At 44.6% G+C, this 18,419-nt stretch carries 13 protein-coding genes; 3 read left to right on the top strand and 10 right to left on the bottom strand.

Annotated features, from left to right (window positions below; genetic code table 11):
• Window positions 1–11 precede the first annotated feature (11 nt).
• From tmk to ABWW58_RS16795, 7 genes are all read right to left on the bottom strand, one after another.
• Complete coding sequence (tmk, locus tag ABWW58_RS16825; RefSeq protein ID WP_353870209.1) at window positions 12–674, bottom strand: dTMP kinase; 663 nt, start codon at window positions 672–674, stop codon at window positions 12–14.
• A complete protein-coding gene (locus ABWW58_RS16820; protein WP_353870208.1) occupies window positions 664–2,121 on the bottom strand; it encodes an aminotransferase class I/II-fold pyridoxal phosphate-dependent enzyme in 1,458 nt (485 codons plus the stop codon). Before ABWW58_RS16820 ends, tmk begins: the two co-directional genes overlap by 11 nt.
• A 449-nt stretch (window positions 2,122–2,570) precedes the next feature.
• Window positions 2,571–3,146 (bottom strand): VanZ family protein, encoded by a 576-nt coding sequence (locus ABWW58_RS16815; RefSeq protein WP_353870207.1) that lies wholly within the window; start codon window positions 3,144–3,146, stop codon window positions 2,571–2,573.
• A 168-nt stretch (window positions 3,147–3,314) separates the two neighbouring features.
• On the bottom strand, window positions 3,315–3,992 hold the full coding sequence (locus ABWW58_RS16810; protein ID WP_353870206.1) for a response regulator transcription factor: 678 nt from the start codon (window positions 3,990–3,992) through the stop codon (window positions 3,315–3,317).
• 20 nt (window positions 3,993–4,012) lie between these two features.
• Complete coding sequence (locus ABWW58_RS16805) at window positions 4,013–6,334, bottom strand: sensor histidine kinase (protein WP_353870205.1); 2,322 nt, start codon at window positions 6,332–6,334, stop codon at window positions 4,013–4,015.
• A gap of 20 nt (window positions 6,335–6,354) precedes the next feature.
• Window positions 6,355–8,436 carry a sensor histidine kinase gene (locus tag ABWW58_RS16800; protein WP_353870204.1) on the bottom strand — a complete coding sequence of 694 codons (2,082 nt, stop codon included), beginning with the start codon at window positions 8,434–8,436 and terminating at the stop codon, window positions 6,355–6,357.
• Window positions 8,437–8,663: 227 nt separating this feature from the next.
• Complete coding sequence (locus tag ABWW58_RS16795) at window positions 8,664–8,921, bottom strand: sigma factor G inhibitor Gin (RefSeq protein ID WP_353870203.1); 258 nt, start codon at window positions 8,919–8,921, stop codon at window positions 8,664–8,666.
• A gap of 326 nt (window positions 8,922–9,247) precedes the next feature.
• On the opposite strand from ABWW58_RS16795, the gene ABWW58_RS16790 reads away from it, so the two are divergent.
• The 3 genes from ABWW58_RS16790 to ABWW58_RS16780 all read left to right on the top strand — a co-directional run bounded on the left by ABWW58_RS16790 (window position 9,248) and on the right by ABWW58_RS16780 (window position 12,594).
• A complete protein-coding gene (locus ABWW58_RS16790; RefSeq protein ID WP_353870202.1) occupies window positions 9,248–10,675 on the top strand; it encodes a circularly permuted type 2 ATP-grasp protein in 1,428 nt (475 codons plus the stop codon).
• A 71-nt stretch (window positions 10,676–10,746) separates the two neighbouring features.
• Window positions 10,747–11,694, top strand: coding sequence for an alpha-E domain-containing protein (locus tag ABWW58_RS16785; protein ID WP_353870201.1), 948 nt, complete (start codon window positions 10,747–10,749; stop codon window positions 11,692–11,694).
• 36 nt (window positions 11,695–11,730) lie between these two features.
• Window positions 11,731–12,594 (top strand): transglutaminase family protein, encoded by an 864-nt coding sequence (locus tag ABWW58_RS16780; RefSeq protein WP_353870200.1) that lies wholly within the window; start codon window positions 11,731–11,733, stop codon window positions 12,592–12,594.
• A gap of 47 nt (window positions 12,595–12,641) precedes the next feature.
• Here ABWW58_RS16780 and murG read toward each other — a convergent pair whose 3' ends face one another.
• From murG to ABWW58_RS16765, 3 genes are all read right to left on the bottom strand, one after another.
• Window positions 12,642–13,697, bottom strand: coding sequence for an undecaprenyldiphospho-muramoylpentapeptide beta-N-acetylglucosaminyltransferase (murG, locus tag ABWW58_RS16775; RefSeq protein ID WP_353870199.1), 1,056 nt, complete (start codon window positions 13,695–13,697; stop codon window positions 12,642–12,644).
• Window positions 13,698–13,914: 217 nt separating this feature from the next.
• Window positions 13,915–15,783 (bottom strand): ABC transporter ATP-binding protein, encoded by a 1,869-nt coding sequence (locus ABWW58_RS16770; RefSeq protein WP_353870198.1) that lies wholly within the window; start codon window positions 15,781–15,783, stop codon window positions 13,915–13,917.
• Entirely contained in the window at window positions 15,780–17,513 is a 1,734-nt protein-coding gene (locus tag ABWW58_RS16765) for an ABC transporter ATP-binding protein (RefSeq protein ID WP_353870196.1), read from the bottom strand. Before ABWW58_RS16765 ends, ABWW58_RS16770 begins: the two co-directional genes overlap by 4 nt.
• Window positions 17,514–18,419 lie beyond the last annotated feature (906 nt).

The following is an 18,419-nucleotide window of genomic DNA, read 5'->3' as shown; positions in this document are numbered from 1 at the left end:
TAGTTTTATAATCAGTCAAGTAAGCGAAAAAAATCATCCATGATGTCATGAAAAACATGGTCATGATCCTGCTCACCATTAATCAAGCAGATTCTTGATTTATGTTCTGCATAGATTGCATGAAATCCTTCTCGAACGCGCTGATGATAGGCCAACGCGCGCATTTCAATCCGGTCCAAATCGTTAGCAGCGCGTGTCACACCTTCTTCGGGTTCGCCGCTTCGGCGCTTCATTCTGCTTCTACCCGTTTCAGGAGAGACATCGATCAAATAGGTCCGGTCCGGTGTGAGGCCATTAGTCGCAAAAGCGTTGATCTGTTTGACGGTATCGATGGACTCGCCTAATCCATACCCTTGGTAGGCAATCGACGCATCGACAAAGCGGTCACAGAGGACGATCTTCCCTTCCTCAACTGCAGGAACTATTTTTTCGGTGACATGCTGACTCCTAGAAGCGGCATAAAGAAGAATCTCTGTCTTATCCGCCAGTTCCGCGTGATCAGGATTTAGGATAATCGTCCTTATCTTGTCGCCAATCTTTGTTCCGCCGGGTTCCCGGGTGAGCAGGTATGGACGATGACGATGCTCCAGTTCCTCCGCCAATCGCTGAATTTGTGTCGTTTTCCCTGAACCGTCAGGTCCTTCAAAGGTAATAAAAAGTCCTTTATGTGTCATTCTTATGATGCTCCCCCGCCTGATAAACCTTGATTTTTCTTTTATTCGCGCTTTCATTTTGAAAGACCGCTCCGGCTCGCTGCCAGTAGCGGATCAGATCCAACCCGCGCCGCGTCACGTACTCGCCCTCAACAACAATTGGAATGCCGGGAGGATAAGGAATGACCTGTTCCGCCGCGATTCGTCCAATCGCCTGACTCTGATCAACCGTTTCACTCTTCATAGAAGATAGTTTCCGATAAGAATCGGCAAGTGTCTCTATTTCCGGAAATGAAGGCGCCTGTTCTTGTCTCTCAAAAGATCGAGACGCGCACTGAGATAATACCTCCGCCACGCTCCGAATCGCTCGCTCGTAATTAATGGTTTCAGTTAAACCAAGCACAAGGAGAACATGATTTGGGTCAGCCATTTCGGGATACAAACCTAAGCGGATCAGCTTGTCCTGTACGTCAAAACCATTCTCGCGCGTGCTCGGACACAGCACAACCTTAAATGGATCGAGCATAAACCGATCCGGGTCCGCCTGCAGTATAGTCAATCGATTCATCTTCTGCAACTGTTGGACAAACGCGTTACGACTCGCGATCATTTTGCTGACGTTTACTCGATCAAGCGTCGCCATATAGTGGCGTGCCAAATCCAGTGAGGCCATAATTGGATAGGATGGACTTGAACTCTGCAGCATTGATCGAAAGCGCTCAATCCTCTCCGTCGAAATCCGTTCTGAATTAACATGGAGATAGGCGCCCATTGTCATCGCCGGCAGCATTTTATGTGCTGAATGAACGACAATATCTGCCCCCATATCCAGTGTTGACGGCGGTACGGGGGCACCTATTTTGAAATGCGGGCCATGTGCCTCGTCCACTAATACCGACAGTCCGCGTTCGTGCGCTTGAGTAATCAAATAACGGACAGAACGGGCAGCAATTCCATAATAATTCGGGTAAGTCAAAATAAGCGCCTTCGCCTGTGGAAATCGGCGCAAACTCTCATCAAAAGTTTGCGGCTCAATCCCCACGGGGAGACCTGAGCCCGGATCAATTGACGGAGCGAGGAATACGGGACGGACGTCAGCCAATTTCAACGCGTTAATGACAGATTTGTGACTATCACGTTGAACGAAGACAACATCACCAGGTTCACATGCCGCAAGTATCATGATCACATTGCCAATCGTTGAGCCGCCAACAAGAAAATAGCTGGACTTCGTGCCATAGTAAGTGCCAAGCAGCTGCTGCGCGTCACGAAGTATTCCGGTCGGATGATATAGGTCATCCAAATTTGCGACTTCCGTGGCATCAAGCGCCAAAATCGATTTGAATGAGCGTACGGCTTTTCCGGGAAACACATGCCCATCTTTATGACCAGGTACATGAAAGGAATACGCCTGTTTTCTACTATACTCGATTAAACCATCAAAGACAGGTGTTCGTTTCTGATCCATATGGCGACTTCCTTGACATTTAATACCTTCATTTTATCATAGTCGGAGATTTTTCAACCATTTTTAGCTGATTCAAATTCAATTAGGTGCAGCAAATCACCCGTACGAGATCATTGAACCCGAAAGCAGTGATCAAAAGGTGTATTCTGCCCTCTATTTTTTTCCCATCTTCGTCGTCAGTTCCGTTACGCCAATAATTAACAAGGAAATGATAAGTAGAGAAAGAGCCGCGATATCGTTGGAGGCTCCGTAATTAAAAATTGCGAGACTAAGGCACAAAAGCAGTACACCTAAAATAAATCCGGCAGTTTGTTTCACATCGATCAACTCCAAAGGGAGAGGTTTCAACCACAAATTGAGGAATGCACAATCAAGGAGGAACATTAATGCCACTGCAGTAACAAGAAATTAACTTTTCAGCATCAACTATTAATTAATCACATGAGGTTTTATCTAGCGGACATTGTATCTGAGATGCAGTCTTTCATCCATTGTTTGGTTTCCATCCAGCAGAAAAGAAGCGCGCCGGAGAAAACACCGAGTGAATTGAGTATCAAAGCGTCGATATCGAAAAGATGTTTTGGAAATTGAGGAATGCCATTCATGAGAAAGAGCGCCAGTTCGATCGCTACAGAGGACATGATGCCCATAGCGACGAGTCCGGGAAAAGAGACTCGCCCTTGCGCAAAAAAGCCAAGAAAAAACATGAAAGGAACAGGAAGACAAATACTCCACATAAGCAGCCAGTGTCCTTGGACACTTTGCATCTGCAAAGTAATCATTCGAAAAGGTTCGAAATTAACCAAAGCTGCATCAGGCGTGACGATAGAGCGTTCAGCGGTACTCATCGGTTGAACGGTAAGCAGCAGTGTAATGAGCATATAACCAATAAAAAGCGACAAAAAAACACCATGATTATACGTAAGCGATCTTCTCACATATTTTTCCCACAGCAAACTTATGGAAAGCAAAATACTATAAGTGAGAAAAAATTCAAAAATTGTCGGATTAAGTACATGGCTCATCTCACCATCACCCTTCACAATTGCGGAATCCTTTAGATCAATAATAATACAAATCAGACCGCATGAACCCGCATTTTTTATGCGGGACACCGCATTTATCATGCGGTGTCCCGCACGTTGAGGGGGCACGTAAAGGAACCGATGGCGGTTGAACCGCATCACAGTAAACTATTTATCCGTGTTCGTTTGTCCGGCAGCCTTCCATTCATTTTGCAGTTCTTCAGCCATGCCCAGTTCATTGACTTTTTCAGCTGCCTCAATTCGTGAATGAACGCCTAATTTTTGAAAGATTCCGGTCAAATATTTTTCAACAGTTCTCTGACCGATCAATAAATTCCTCGCAATTTCACGATTGGTATCTCCCCTCATCACGCCGGCAAGAGTTGCCCGCTCAATTTGATTGAAATGAACTTTAGACGTGCTCGTTCGTGTTACTTCATTTACGCGTAAACGTTGGAACAGCCATATTGGAAGCAGCACCTCATCACGTAGTGCCGCATGCAGCGCAGCAATCAGTGAATCAATGGATGCGGATTTACTCACAATCCCTGAGATACCACGTTCAATCATTGATGCAAATAGCTGTTCGATTTCCGTCTCATAGCCTGTATAAATAACAATCTTAGCTTCAGGGTCCAAATCCAGAATGAGATCTGAGGCAGCCATCCCATCCATATCCGGCATATTTAGATCCACTAGAAATAGGTCATAATGCGTTTGATTCATGATTTGTTGAATATTTTTTGCTGATTGTTGCGTCTCCACTTCAAAACCCGCGCTTTGAAGTACCGCTTTTGTTCCACTGGCAACAACAGCATGATCATCAATCACTAATACTGATGTCATTCGCTCCATCTCCCTCAATGTCAATATGTATCTTTTATAGGTAATTTGATTTGTGCAGAGAACCCACCCGCCGTACGGTCAGCTTTCTCTGCGCCAAACAGAATCTTTCCGCCAAGTCCTTCAATCCTGCTTATTAATCCCGGCAGACCTGTTGTGCTGAAAAAAGGATCAATAGAATGCTCACCTAGTCCCCTTCCGTCATCATAATAGCTAAGCAAGCAGTGCCCGCTTTCAAAAATCAAAGTCAGCTGTACATGCGCGGCATCCGAATGCTTTATAGCGTTGCTCAATAATTCCTGAAATGATCGGTAAATACACAGTGCGCATTCTTGCGAAAGGCCTTGAGGAACACCTGAGTAACATGTTTCAAGCAGAAAATTCGCCGATAAATTCACACGTTGAACCAGTGCATTGAGCGAGCTTTCCAACTTGCCCCTAAAAATATCCGCAGGATACCACTCTCTGATCATTTTGCGCATTCCCTCGGCATTGTCAAGAATACGCTCACGAATATAGCTCAGTTGTTGCGCGCTTTCCGGATCAGTAACTTTTCTTGCAGCCGCATCCATCTCACGAGCAATCGCCAATTGATCTTGGATGTTTGTATCATGCATATCCCTTGATAAATGTGCTCGTTCTTGCTCTGAAATAGAGAACAGCCAGCGGTTCATTGTCGGCGGAATCTTTTTGCGATCATTCTCAAGATTGTGAAATTCCTGCATCAGTCCTTCCATTTTATACAAATTATCGACAATGACTCGTGCGTAGTTGCACAGCGTCTCAAGCCACATACTCTCATCCAAATTCAGGTTCCGTCCAGGCTTCATCCACCTGCCGACAAAGACAACCTTCTCTTCCTTTCCCTCTTTAAGGACGGCAGAGAACCCCAGATCGCTTTTCTTCAAATTAATTTCACCATCAACAATAACCGCAATGTCCTCCAAAGTGCCTGATGAACGCGAATTCACCTCACGCATTCTTCCATCTTGACCCACAAGGAACAAGGCTGTTTCTTGAATAGGAAGTTCAGACAGAACCGCTCGACGCAGCATCAGATCAACATGACGCAATGTGTATTCCGTCTTCGATTTTTGCAGGAATCGGTTTAAAGTATCCTGCCCCGAGCTTCGTTTCGGATGAAGATAAGCTCGCAAACGATAATCCGTGTATTCCTTTGTATAGAGTACAATCAAACCTATGATGAAGCATAGCGAACCAATTCGCGCGATGTCTGTTGGGCTCTCCGGCACATGCCCTTGCACAAGACCAAGAAAGCCAAACAGAATCAATAGCGTAATAGAAAAGCTGAGCGCACAATAGTAGCCGATCCGCCCAATATAGAAAGACATATCAATAAGCGCAGAGGATAAGACGATATAGCACAAGGTAATCGGCAGCATAGTCATCCATGGTGTCGTCCACTCCACAGGGACAAATGATGTCCCGATAAACATATTTGGAACCGCGTATAACGCGATAAAAGGGAACAGAGCAACAAAAAATCCGGCCATCAATAAATGAATAATCCGCCCATATTCGGATGCTCTGATTCGATAATAAAGCCGTATTAATTGGATACAGAGCAGAACGAATACAAAAACAGAGAACACCAGCTCTTGCAGATAGTAGGCGTTGACCTCCCTTGAAGTGAACAAGCAACTGTTCAAAACAATGAGCGATCCGCACAAATAGAGACAGCCAAGTAACCAGTTGGATACAAGAAAAAAACCGCACGCTGAAAAATAATCTCTGAGAAAGTGAATCAGAAAGATAAGCGTAAATACAATGGCCACACTCGTAAGTCTCAGACTCCAGCTGTCGTGCCGGGCGTTGGCAGACATTTCAAATAGAACCGGACTAACCGTGATCAACAGCGCAATTAATACATGAACCACGGGGCTGCTCTCTTTACGCATGTATAGGAACAGAACAGCCACAAAACAGGTCAAAAAAAAGGCAAGCGGAATAATCAGATAGAAAAGCAGCGCCCATTGGGAGGCGTCATTATTAATAGTCAAAAAAAACACGTTTGAGCCTCTGGCAAGGCTCAAATGCTTCGCTTGACCAACCATATTGAAATTCACTATATTCCGATTGTCTGCCGAAAGCTTTCCATCAATACTGATTAGGACATCGCCGGGCCGTACACCAGCCGTTTCGGCCCAGCTGTAGGGCGCAACCGAACTGACTTTTACTTGTTTGCCGTCACTAACTGTGTAGATGCCGACATAAGGACGATCAAGTATTACGGTCATAAAATGAATGGCGAGTGTCAGTGAATAGACAAGTGCAATCCCAAAAATAATCGAACGTGCCCATTGTTTTCTTTTTTCTTTACTCATTCGATCCAAACCTCTCCCAATCATCCGCTATAAGCCTCATTATTCGTCCATTGAATAGTGATTTCAACACCATTTCCTTTTTTCGAACAAATGTTAAAGCGTCCACCGAGGCCTTCTACTCGCCCGATCATCCCTGGAAAGCCCATCGTTCCAAATGACTGGCCGATTTTAGAAACATCAAGACCAATCCCATCATCTGCATAGGTAAGTGTAAATTGGCCATTCTCTTTTTCTAAACTTAAGTGAACCTGGCGAGCGTGCGAATGCTTCCGCGCGTTATTTAGTAATTCTTGGATTACCCGGTAAACCGCTATTTCCCATTCCCGCTGGAACCCTTCCAAATGTTCGTCAATCGTGGCTTGAAGCGTGAAATCAGCGCGCAGATTAACCTTATCAAACAACTCCATGAGCGCTTTTCGAAGGCCTGTCCGATAAATGAATTCAGGGTGAAGATCATTGATGACCTGGCGAAGCACATATACGCTGTCTAATACCTGCTCACGGAATTTGACCATCAGTGCCTTCGTTTCCGGGTCTTCAGCATGTGTGCTCCAAGCATCAAGCTGGCGAGCAATATCGAGCTGATCCTGCATGTTCTGGTCATGCAGCTTGCGCGACAGTTTCCAGCGTTCACGTTCCGAAATACGCAGCATCATTTTTTTTATTGTAAGCGGAACGGATACGGCCTGAAGAGAAGTTTCTTCCAATTTTTCCATCATTTCTTTTGTATTTGACAGATTCTCAATTACCATCTGCGCATAATTGATTAGTGTCGCAAGCCAAACGCGTTCGTCCGGATTCAGGCGCCTTCGGGGCATGGACCACTTTCCGTCAATAACAATTTTCCCATGCGCGCTCTTTGATAATATAATGCGGAAACCGTCCAGAGTCATGAAAAGTTTTCCAAGTTCATCCTGAGATTGATTCAGATCCCGTTCACTTTCCTGATACGCCTTCTCAACATGTAAAGACATGCTTCGTTCTTCCTGACCAATCCGTGATAGTCCGACTTGTTCCACGGGCAAACAAGCTTCCATCTCTCTTTTAATAATCCGGCCGACATCACTTAAGTCGGAATCCGGTTTAATCCACTGTAAAAATCGGTTCAAACTTGTCTCTACGTCTTGCTGTTTGGGATAAAGCCTCTTTCTAAGTGCATAATCCAAATATTGCTTTATGTAAAAGATCACGAACAAAGCGACAAAAGCGGCGATCATGAAACGGTAACCATCACTTCGAGCGTAAGCGACCATGTTCCATTCGGCCACCACATGAAATAGTACGCCAAGCAGGACTGCCAGTGGTGCCGCAATCAGCGCGCAGTAAGCGACATGAGTCACCACAAATGAAACATCCATAAAGCGATTGGAGTTAATTAAATAAGACAAGAGTAATGGCCATATTAATAAAAAAATGTCCAACCGCAAGTGAACGACTAACTCATTTTGAACAAGTGAAGGAACAAGCGACAAGATAAGGTTCGGTATGAATGCAAAAAGCAGCCCGATTGTCACTACCTGCAGCATGGGCGTGTACGCCGCATCATCGTAACGCCTTAAAGCGCGTATGGCACAGATGATTATGAAAAGCATCAATGCTGCGATGACAACTATAGCCAGTAACCAAGCACCTGCTAAACCGACGCATTGACCCGCAATTACGGATATCAGTGTCAATGCAGCGCAAGCAGCACCAATGATTTCAGTCCGCGCAGACACCCAAACAAGGCTCCAGTATGAAAAAAATTTCTTCAGCACTCTCATCGATAAAACAAGGGAAGTTAAATAAATAATTAGGTACAAATCGCGGCAGACAAGTCGTTCAAAGTCTGTTCGGCCGGCACTCCCCGTCAGCCATAACAGGCTGAGGACTGTTAAAAAAATGACTAGTCTCTGCTCCCCTTTCTCCGACTGATTTAGCGACCAAAAATAGATTCCTAGTCCGAAACAAAAGAGGAAGGAGACATAGGGCAGCCCATAATTAAAAACCGGATTGCCGCTCGTTTCTCTCACCATTAATAATACTATGGATGCAGGAAGCGAAGCGCAGAGACAGCCCAAGAGCAGCCATCGCTTCCATAAATTTATTGATTTGGCAGTCATCGGGCCGCCTCCCCGCGAAATAGATTCAGAAGCGCTTTACACAATGTAAACGAACAGGCGATTACTCACCAATTCATTCCATTTGACCCATCACTTCCTTCGCATACAGTGTAGCAAAAAAAGAAGCGGCTCGTAAAATACTAATTACACATCATTTGACGTTTGCAATACCTATGTTGCGCTTTACAGCCCCCCTCCGTAATTTTTTCTTGCAAAAAAAAGAAGCATTAGTGTTTATCTGCTTCCCCTGCCGCTCCTGCCTGAATCACAACCCGTGTCACTGCTTGCTGACTTTGGCCGATTCGAAGTTTGGCTAATTTATTCATATAGAATTTGTATTTCCAATTTGTCACATCCGTCTCAACTATTTTTTTCTGGCAAGATTCACAGATTAGTTGATTGCAGATATGAATTCCTTCAACATTTTGCTGTCCGCAAATTAAGCATGTCTCCTCCAAATGATCCTGTTCCCGCATTGTCATCATGTTCACCTCCACACTCAGTTTTTCCTATACATTAAAAAACTATTCATTAATCGACTATCAAGCTAGTTACCATTGCCTATTATTAGTGATTTGGCTCATTTCCTGACCTTCCTAGTGTATGTTTTCTGGGCTTGCATCGTGCCCTCGCAGTAACTAAATCATGAGCGATACATTGTTTTTTTTAGCAAGCATTGACAGCTAGACACAAGAGTGATTATAATTTATTAAAATTATTAAAAAATTTAATCAACTTAATTAGGTCAGCGTCTGTTCAAATTGCGCAGTTCCCGCTATTTGAATAGCCCTCCTTAAGGGAGACGGTCTGTATGTTTACAATCGACCATTCGAAAACAAGCTGTTTCAATGAAATGTTTCTACCGGACGGCCGGATCAGAGCACACTATCAAAATTTGTTCGATTGTCTGCAAACGCTTGGTGAAAATGAACTCCTTGACCGTTCCAAAGAGATTAAGCAACAAATGGTGCGTCAGGGCGTGACCTTTCAACTGTATACAGCAAACCAAGCCAGTGAGCGTATCATTCCCTTTGATATCATACCGAGAATCATTCCGCGTGAGGATTGGGAAAACATTAGCGCAGGCCTCAGACAGCGTGTTAAAGCGCTGAACCATTTCCTTTATGATGTCTACCATCAACAGAAGATCATTAAAGACGGCCTACTATCCAGAAGACAGATTATTAACAATCCATATTTCTTGCCGGAGATGGCCAATGTCGACGTTCCGGAAAATGTTTATATCGCACTCTCCGGAATTGATTTGATCCGTGACGAGCTTGGTGTGTACTACGTGCTCGAAGACAACTTGCGCACACCGTCCGGTCTATCTTACGTCTTCAAAAATCGTTCGCTCATGATGCACTATTTCCCTGAACTCTATTTTTCTTCACACGTCGAGAGCATTGAGCAAGGCACCCAGGATCTGCTCACAGCGCTGCATGACCTAGCACCTCATCACAAACAGGATCCCGTCATCGTACTACTGACTCCGGGCAGATATAATTCCGCGTACTTTGAGCATGTCTTTCTCGCGCAGCAAATGGGCATCGAACTCGTAGAGGGACCGGATCTGCGCGTTGTCGACCAAAAGGTATACATCAATTCAATTGAAGGATTAAGACAGGTGGATGTGATCTATCGCCGGCTCGATGACGATTTTATCGATCCGCTCGCCTTTAATCCGAACTCACTTCTTGGTGTCGCCGGTCTAATGAACGCTTACCGGGCCGGGAATGTTGCCATAGCCAACGCGCCTGGCACTGGAGTCGCCGATGATAAAGCTGTTTATACAAAGGTACCGGACATGATTCGTTACTATTTGCATGAAGAGCCTATCCTGAAAAATGTACCCACATATCATATGGAGAGAAAAGAAGATCGAGAGTTTGTGCTTAATCAGTTGGAAAAAATGGTCGTCAAAGAGACCTCGTTGTCCGGCGGCTACGGCATGCTGATTGGCCCGCAATCCACTCCGGAAATGATTGACTTGTTCCGTCAAAAGATTCTTGAGCATCCGGATCGATACATTGCTCAACCAACCATCAGTCTTTCCGCAGTCCCAACACTCACCGACGGTCAAATTGAAAACCGACACATTGACCTGCGCCCGTTCATCATTCAGGGCAGAAAAACCTCCGTCATCTCCGGTGGCTTGACCCGTGTCGCCATGACAAAAGGCTCGCTTATAGTCAACTCATCACAAGGCGGCGGAAGCAAAGACACTTGGATTGTTTAATTTTAACTGCGCGACACCCCTTGTACGGGGAGCAGTAAAAATACAAAAGGAATCAGTAAGAGGGGATCCGTATGATCGGTAGAATTGCAGAATCACTTTACTGGCTTGGACGCTATCTAGAGCGCATCGAAAATCACGCCCGACTTATTGATGTCGACTATCACCGCCAAGCTACACACACAGAACGGGATCAGTATCCATGGAAAGAGCTCATTGAAACGCTGGCGGATGTACGAGCGTTTCAAGAACAGAAATTACCCTACAACGAATCCACTGTGCTCAGCACCATAATCTTTGACAAAGACAATACAAATTCTATTCGTTCCTGTGTGACCAGCGCGCGTGGAAACATGCAAGCGATTCGTGAGCGGCTTCCAAGTGAGCTTTGGAACGCGATCAACGGCTTTCACATCTGGCTTGATAAACAGACATTGGACAATCTATTAGTCTACCCCCACACGTTTTTTGAACAAATCAAGAATCAAACAGCGCTGTTTCAAGGTATCGTTGAATCAACCATGCTTCGCGGTCAAGAATGGCATATGCTTGAAATAGGAAAATACTTTGAGCGCGCGGAAAACACATTGCGCATTTTGCGTGTGGTTTATTGTGAAAATGGCATAGAACTTTCTTTTGGCGACGCACTCGCCCTGCTTAAGTCAGTCAGCGGCTATGAAGCTTTCCGAAAATGTCTCTCAAATAAAATTTCAACAGTCACTATGCTCGAATTTTTAATGCTCAGCGCTGTTTTTCCAAGATCGACACGTTTTTCACTCTGCCATCTGAACGAACATCTTGCTAAACTATCCGATTCTCAAGGAGGGATTTCCCACTCTATTAAAAATGTTCGGAAATTGATCGGCAAAATGCACGCTCAGCTCAATTACATGGATCCTTCCGAAATCGTTCGAAATGGGGTCGCCGATTTTCTCGACCTTGAAGTGCGTCGATGCAACACAATCGGATCAGAAATTGGACAAATGTTCTCAGCAAAGGGGGTCAACGTGCTGACTTTTTGAGCGTTCATCTTTCAATCAGCAGTCACGCGCCAAACGATGAAATTCAAAATAGTGCATACAACACATTATCAATATGATGGAGAAGTATCGGACAGTGTCAATGAGATTCGCTTATCGCCCAGAACGAACGGAAATCAGTCCTGCTATCAGCACGCGATTTCCACATATCCGCACGCGCCGCTCTACGCCTATGAAGATTATTTTGGAAATCGCGTGCATGCTTTTTCAATCGCCGATCCTCATTCAGAACTGAGAATCACCGCCCAATCCATTGTAGTGACCAATGATTCTTTAGCGCCTAGAGAAAGCATCCTTCCTTTTGAACAGGAACAAACAATTATGAAAAGTGACGCATTTCTCGACCAGTTCGCCGAGTATTTGGCACCGACAGATTACACGCAAAATACGATTGATGTTAACAACATCGTGAACCGCTTTCTAAGCCAATCGATGCCATCTGTCTCACAACTCTTAGCCGAGATAACGACAGCCATTAAGCAGGAGTATATTTATGATCCAGCCGCGACACAGGTCCAAACAAAAATTGACGAGATGATTAAGCTGCGCCGCGGTGTCTGCCAAGATTTTGCCCATCTCATGATCGCACTTTGCCGATGCATCGGCATTCCTGCGCGCTATGTGAGCGGCTATCAATACATATCGGATCTCAGCGGTGGGAACGCGGATTTTGAACAAGCTTCTCATGCCTGGATTGAAGCCTATATTCCTGAAGTCGGTTGGACAGGATTTGACCCGACAAATGATGTTCCGGTTGGTTGGCGCTACATCATTCTCGCTTACGGACGCGATTACAAAGATATCGTCCCTGTCAAAGGTGTCTACCATGGTACACCGAAACAAAATCTAAAAGTGGATGTTGACGTAAAGCAAATAAGCTGAAAATAGTATTGAAAAAGCGATCCGAATACATTCGGATCGCTCATTTTTTACTTATTAAGTTCGCTCAATATATTCTTGATCCCATGGGTCGCAACTTGAGCAGCTGTCATCCGATCAATATAATCGTATCGGTTTTTATAGACATTAGCGATAGTCTGCTGCAGCTCATCGGAGGTCAACGAATCATTTTCCAGCACTTCGCACAGGCCTTTTTTCTTAAACGATTCCGCATTCAGAATCTGGTCACCGCGACTTGATCGGAGTGGCAGTGGAATGAGAATCATGGGTTTTTTTAAAGCAAGGAACTCAAAAATCGCGTTTGAGCCCGCCCGCGACAGAATGATCGACGACGCAGCCATGACATCCGGCAATTCCTTGTCGATATACTCAAATTGCTTGTAGCCTGCCGTCGATGCACATTCAGCATCAACATTTCCTTTGCCGCATAAATGCACTATTTGATAGCTCTTAAGTAATTCAGGAAGCGACTCTCGAACAACTTCGTTGATCTTCTTTGCGCCGAGACTGCCGCCCATAATAAGAAGTACTGGTTTGTTTCCTTGAAACCCGAGAAATTCCAGTCCTTTTTTTCGATCGCCCTTGAGCAAGACGTCACGGATTGGCGCGCCGGTATACATCACCTTATCCTTCGGCAGATGTGCCGCGGCCTCCTCGAAGGTCACAAACAATTTAGTCGCAAATTTAATCGCTATTCGATTGGCTAGTCCGGGTGTAATATCCGATTCATGAATGTAAACCGGAATATGATTCAGCCACCCGGCAATGACAACCGGTACAGAGACAAATCCGCCTTTAGAGAAAATCACATTGGGCTTGATCTTTTTTAGGATCAAATAGGCCTGCATCACTCCTGCAATAACCTTGAATGGATCTTTAAAATTTTTCATATCGAAATATCTGCGAAGCTTGCCGCTTGAAATGGCTCGATAGTCAATTCCATGTGCTTGCACCAGATTTTTTTCAATTCCATTTTTTGAGCCGATGTACGTAATTTCACAGTTCTTTAATTCGTCAATAAGCGCCAGGTTTGGGGTAACATGCCCCGCTGAACCTCCGCCGGTAAACACAATTTTTTTTACCATTGCTCTGCCTCGCTTTTTTCTTTTACTCCCACTTTTTAAAAGTTTAATATACTTGCTCACAAAGTAAAACAAAAAAACAAAAAAAGATTGTGAATGTATTCATTTTGTATCAGGATCATTCCAATTCTAATTTAATTGGCGCATCGCATACTAGCATGCCCCCTCAATCAAAAAAAAGCAATCAGGGCAAAGGCCCGATCGCTTGTATTACGTGTCATTATCTAATTTCCTGATGCTCCGTTTCTTCTGTAAATTGGCTGTTATACAGGTCAGCATAGAAGCCTTTTCTTTCAAGCAGCGATTGATGCGTCCCCTGCTCAATGACACGGCCGTGATTCATGACCAAAATCAAATTGGCTTCCTTGATCGTTGACAACCTGTGGGCAATGACAAAGCTGGTACGATCCGTCATGAGTCTGTTCATCGCTTTTTGGATATGCATCTCAGTTCGTGTATCAACACTGCTAGTCGCTTCATCAAGAATGAGGATGACCGGATCGGCAAGAATAGCACGCGCAATCGTCAGGAGCTGCTTCTGGCCTTGAGAAATATTCGTCCCCTCTTCATTTAAAACCGTATCATAGCCATCCGGCAAGGTTCGAATAAAATGATCAGCATGTGCCGCCTCCGCAGCACGCACGATTTCTTCTTCCGTCGCGCCTTCGCGGCCGTACGCGATATTTTCGCGAATCGTGCCTTTGAATAGCCAAGTGTCCTGCAGCACCATGCCGAAGAGCCGATGAAGCTGTTCTCGTTTAATGAGGCGGGTATCGACACCATCGACCGTGATTTTCCCATGCCGCAATTCGTAAAAGCGCATAAGCAAATTAACAAGAGTTGTTTTTCCGGCACCGGTCGGTCCGACGATCGCTACCGACTGTCCGGCTTTCACATCAAGCGTCATATCCTCAATTAAGGGTTGATCCTCTTTGTAGCGGAAGTTCACATGATCAAAAGCCACATGACCTGCCGGTTGCGCAAGCGATTCTGATTTTGCACTATCCGGTTTCACATCTTCTTCATCCAGAATCTCAAAGATTCGTTCTGCCGATGCAATTGTAGATTGAATAATATTTGAGATGTTAGCGATTTGATTGAGCGGCTGGCCAAATTGACGCGCATATTGAATGAATGCTTGAATATCACCGATTTCAATCGAACGCTTTACAACCAGAATACCGCCGACAACAGAGATCAATACATAACCAATGTTGCCGACAAACATCATCATCGGCATCATAATTCCCGATAGAAATTGCGCCTTCCACGCAGAATGATAGAGTTTGCCGTTAATGTTTTTAAATTTACTAACAGATTCATGCTCTTTTCCGAATGCCTTGATGACTTGATGACCGGTAAACATCTCTTCGACATGGCCATTTAATTGACCGATTTGCACCTGTTGCTGCTTAAAAAATCCTTGAGACCGTTTTGTAATTTGAGAAATGCCTACGAAACTGAGCGGAATCGTCACAAGCAACACGAGCGTCAACAAAGGACTGATCGTTAGCATCATGACAATAACACCGATCAATGAGACGATTGATGTAATCGATGCCGTTAGACTTTGCTGCAGTGTATTGCTGATATTCTCCGAGTCGTTGACAGCACGGCTAAGTATATCGCCATTTGGATGCGCATCATAATAGTCGACCGGTAATCGGGCCAACTTCTCATTCACCTGTTTGCGCAGTGTATAGACCATTTTTTGCGAGACGCCGCTCATTAGATACTGCATGATAAAGGTAAAGACTGAACTAAGAACATACAAGATAACCAAGGTGACAACGATGCCCCATATATAGTTAAAATCGATGTGCGCACCCGGAACCCCTTTAATTTTCAACATCATACCTTCAAAAAGTTTGGTCGTCGCGTTCCCCATTAGTTTTGGTCCGATAATGGTAAAGATTGTACTAAGGATGGCCGTTATAAAAACGGCAACCAGTACCGCTTTATGCGGACGCAGATACCCCATCAGGCGGTGAAAGGTTTTACGAAAATTTTTTGGCTTTTGGACAGGCATGCGCATATGACCCGGGCCAAATCCACCGCCATTGCGGCTGCTGCTCTTTTTGTCGCTCATGCCAATTCCTCCTTATCCAGCTGCGAGGCAACAATTTCCTTGTATACGGCGCATGTTTTTATCAGCTGATCATGTGTGCCCATACCAACGATCCTGCCGTCATCTAAAACAATAATTTTATCGGCATGAAGCACGGTGCTTACGCGTTGCGCGACAATTATCACCGCCGCTGACTGAGTAATGCGGCCGAGCGCTGACCTCAGACGCGCATCAGTGCGGTAATCAAGTGCTGAGAAACTATCATCGAGCAGATAGACCTCTGCCTGACGAGCTAAAGCGCGGGCGATCGCTAAGCGTTGCTTCTGTCCTCCGGAAATGTTCTTGCCGCCTTGAGCGATGACAGAGTCGTATCCTTCCCCCATCTCACGGATAAAATCATCTGCCTGTGCCGTTCGCGCAGCCTCCTCAATCTCTTCATCTGTCGCCCGCTCATTTCCGTAGCGAATGTTATCCGCAACAGTACCAGTGAAAAGTATAGATTTTTGCGGCACATAGCCAATCATTCGGCGCAGTTTATCTAAGGAAACTGTTTTAACATCGGCACCATTAATTCGAACACTGCCATGAGTTGCATCAAAATATCGTGGAATAAGATTCAGCAGCGTTGATTTTCCCGTACCCGTTCCCCCAATGATGGCGGTCGTCTCTCCGACTTGTGCTGTAAAAGAAATAGCCGACAACGCAGGCTTTTCAGCTCCGGGATAAGTGAATGTCACATTTTGAAATTCCACACCTTGCTCGTTTTCATCAATTTTTTCTGACCCATTACGCTTTGTATCCTGAATATCAGGTTGAATGTCAAGTACTTCATTGACACGTGTCGCGGAAATCTGAGCACGGGGAATCATAATGAACATCATTGCACCCATGAGGACCGAGAACATAATCTGCATCGCATACTGGATGAATGCCATCAAATCGCCTACTTGCATGGATCCGCTATTAATGCGCAGCCCGCCAAACCAGACGATTGCAACCATCGACAAGTTCATAATGAGCATCATCAGCGGCATCGCAGCCGACATGATCTGATTGATTCGAATCGATGTCTGCGTGATGTCTTTATTCGCTTCATCAAAGCGCTGCACTTCATGCTTTGTCCTGTTAAAAGATCGAATCACACGAATACCGGTCAACTCTTCACGCAGAATCAAATTGAGTCGATCCATTTTCTTTTGAATAGCCTTAAAATAAGGCATTCCTTTCCGCGCAAGCACGGAAATTGAAACAATCAGGAGCGGCAATGCGACAACCAGGACTAGCGACAGTTTTGCATCCTTGGAAACGGCCATGATGATTCCTCCGATGCACATCAGCGGAGCCATGGTCATCATTTTGAGAATCATCATATATACTTGTTCAATCTGCGCAATATCATTGGTCGTCCGCGTAATGAGTGAACTTGTTCCCACCTGATCAAATTCCTTTAGCGAGAAGGTCTCAACATGTGAAAACATCTTATTCCTCACATCACGGCCAAATCCGGCGGCGACCTTTGATGCCAAATAGTTAGCAAGCACTGTAAGAACGCCTGCAGCCAGTGTCACCAGCAGCATATAGGCACCCATTTTATAGATGTACGGCATGTCGCCTTTCACTACACCCGTATCCACAATATCCGCCATCAATGTTGGCAAATATAGGTTTGCTAATGATTGCAAGAAGACAAAAATAACCGAAAAAAGTGCCGGCCATAGATACGGTCTCATATACCTTGCCAAACGAATCATTTACTCATCTCCAATCTAAAAACATATAATCTCAAAAGAAAGCCCTGCTATGATTTCCCTAGTGTAACCGCACTCTGTGAACCAAATATGAATTCGTTAACAGAATCATCCAACCTAACTATTCGTTTCATGCCGTATAAGTCAGGGTACACTAGGTGGATCCTTTTTTCTGAAAACATTTTGATTTGGGGGAGTTACGCCATTAGCCATAAGATCAGCATCTGAACCTGTCTCATTTCGAAACAATTTATACGAAATTAAAAGATGTGATGCTGCGCAGTAAAGACGGAGTGCGCAGTAAAGACGGAGTGCGCAGTATGAAGGCCAGCCATAGTACAAGTTAATGCGGAACTGAGAATGTGAAATACAAAAGTTAAAACTAACTCGTGAAAAGTTAAAGCGAACAGTTGAAGACCTCCGCTTATTTACGCTCGCTTAACTGTGTATATCATAAAATTCCATTTAGGGTGATTAACATAAACCCGGTTTAAATTTAGCCTCATGCATTCAAAGGATTCCCATATCTGGGATCAAGAGGATTCGATCTTATCGGTTGGGCGATCATGTAAAGCGCCAGCTCTGATAAATAAACGGAAAAATTACCCTTAATTAGAAAATTAATAAAAAAATCGCTTAAATAGACGGAGAAATTCCGTTTATCGAATCGAAAAACGTGAAAATGGAGAGCTTTTCTTTGAATAAGTGGAAAAATTACCCTTATTTACCCATGAAACAAACCTATGATGCATATAACCGGAAAAATCACCCTTATTTCCTCAGCTATTCAGGTCTGGACAGTCGCATTTTTTAAGCTGATTGCTGCACATCTTCCGTCCGCTATGCAACTGTATTTCTTTGCTACTCTTCTATAAGCAAAGAAATCTTCAATTAAGAACTTTTTTTACA

The sequence above is a fragment of the Sporolactobacillus caesalpiniae genome (genome assembly GCF_040513385.1).
GTDB lineage: Bacteria > Bacillota > Bacilli > Bacillales > Sporolactobacillaceae > Sporolactobacillus.
This window is presented reverse-complemented; position numbering and strand designations above follow the sequence as displayed.

Bases quoted from the DNA above. Each gene is read 5' to 3' on its own strand.
- ABWW58_RS16780 (WP_353870200.1), top strand. From the start codon at position 11,731: ATGAAATTCAAAATAGTGCATACAACACATTATCAATATGATGGAGAA.
- ABWW58_RS16815 (WP_353870207.1), bottom strand. From the start codon at position 3,146: ATGAGCCATGTACTTAATCCGACAATTTTTGAATTTTTTCTCACTTAT.
- ABWW58_RS16765 (WP_353870196.1), bottom strand. From the start codon at position 17,513: ATGATTCGTTTGGCAAGGTATATGAGACCGTATCTATGGCCGGCACTT.
- ABWW58_RS16795 (WP_353870203.1), bottom strand. From the start codon at position 8,921: ATGATGACAATGCGGGAACAGGATCATTTGGAGGAGACATGCTTAATT.
- tmk (WP_353870209.1), bottom strand. From the start codon at position 674: ATGACACATAAAGGACTTTTTATTACCTTTGAAGGACCTGACGGTTCA.
- ABWW58_RS16800 (WP_353870204.1), bottom strand. From the start codon at position 8,436: ATGACTGCCAAATCAATAAATTTATGGAAGCGATGGCTGCTCTTGGGC.
- ABWW58_RS16810 (WP_353870206.1), bottom strand. From the start codon at position 3,992: ATGACATCAGTATTAGTGATTGATGATCATGCTGTTGTTGCCAGTGGA.
- ABWW58_RS16785 (WP_353870201.1), top strand. From the start codon at position 10,747: ATGATCGGTAGAATTGCAGAATCACTTTACTGGCTTGGACGCTATCTA.
- ABWW58_RS16770 (WP_353870198.1), bottom strand. From the start codon at position 15,783: ATGAGCGACAAAAAGAGCAGCAGCCGCAATGGCGGTGGATTTGGCCCG.
- ABWW58_RS16790 (WP_353870202.1), top strand. From the start codon at position 9,248: ATGTTTACAATCGACCATTCGAAAACAAGCTGTTTCAATGAAATGTTT.
- ABWW58_RS16805 (WP_353870205.1), bottom strand. From the start codon at position 6,334: ATGAGTAAAGAAAAAAGAAAACAATGGGCACGTTCGATTATTTTTGGG.
- ABWW58_RS16820 (WP_353870208.1), bottom strand. From the start codon at position 2,121: ATGGATCAGAAACGAACACCTGTCTTTGATGGTTTAATCGAGTATAGT.
- murG (WP_353870199.1), bottom strand. From the start codon at position 13,697: ATGGTAAAAAAAATTGTGTTTACCGGCGGAGGTTCAGCGGGGCATGTT.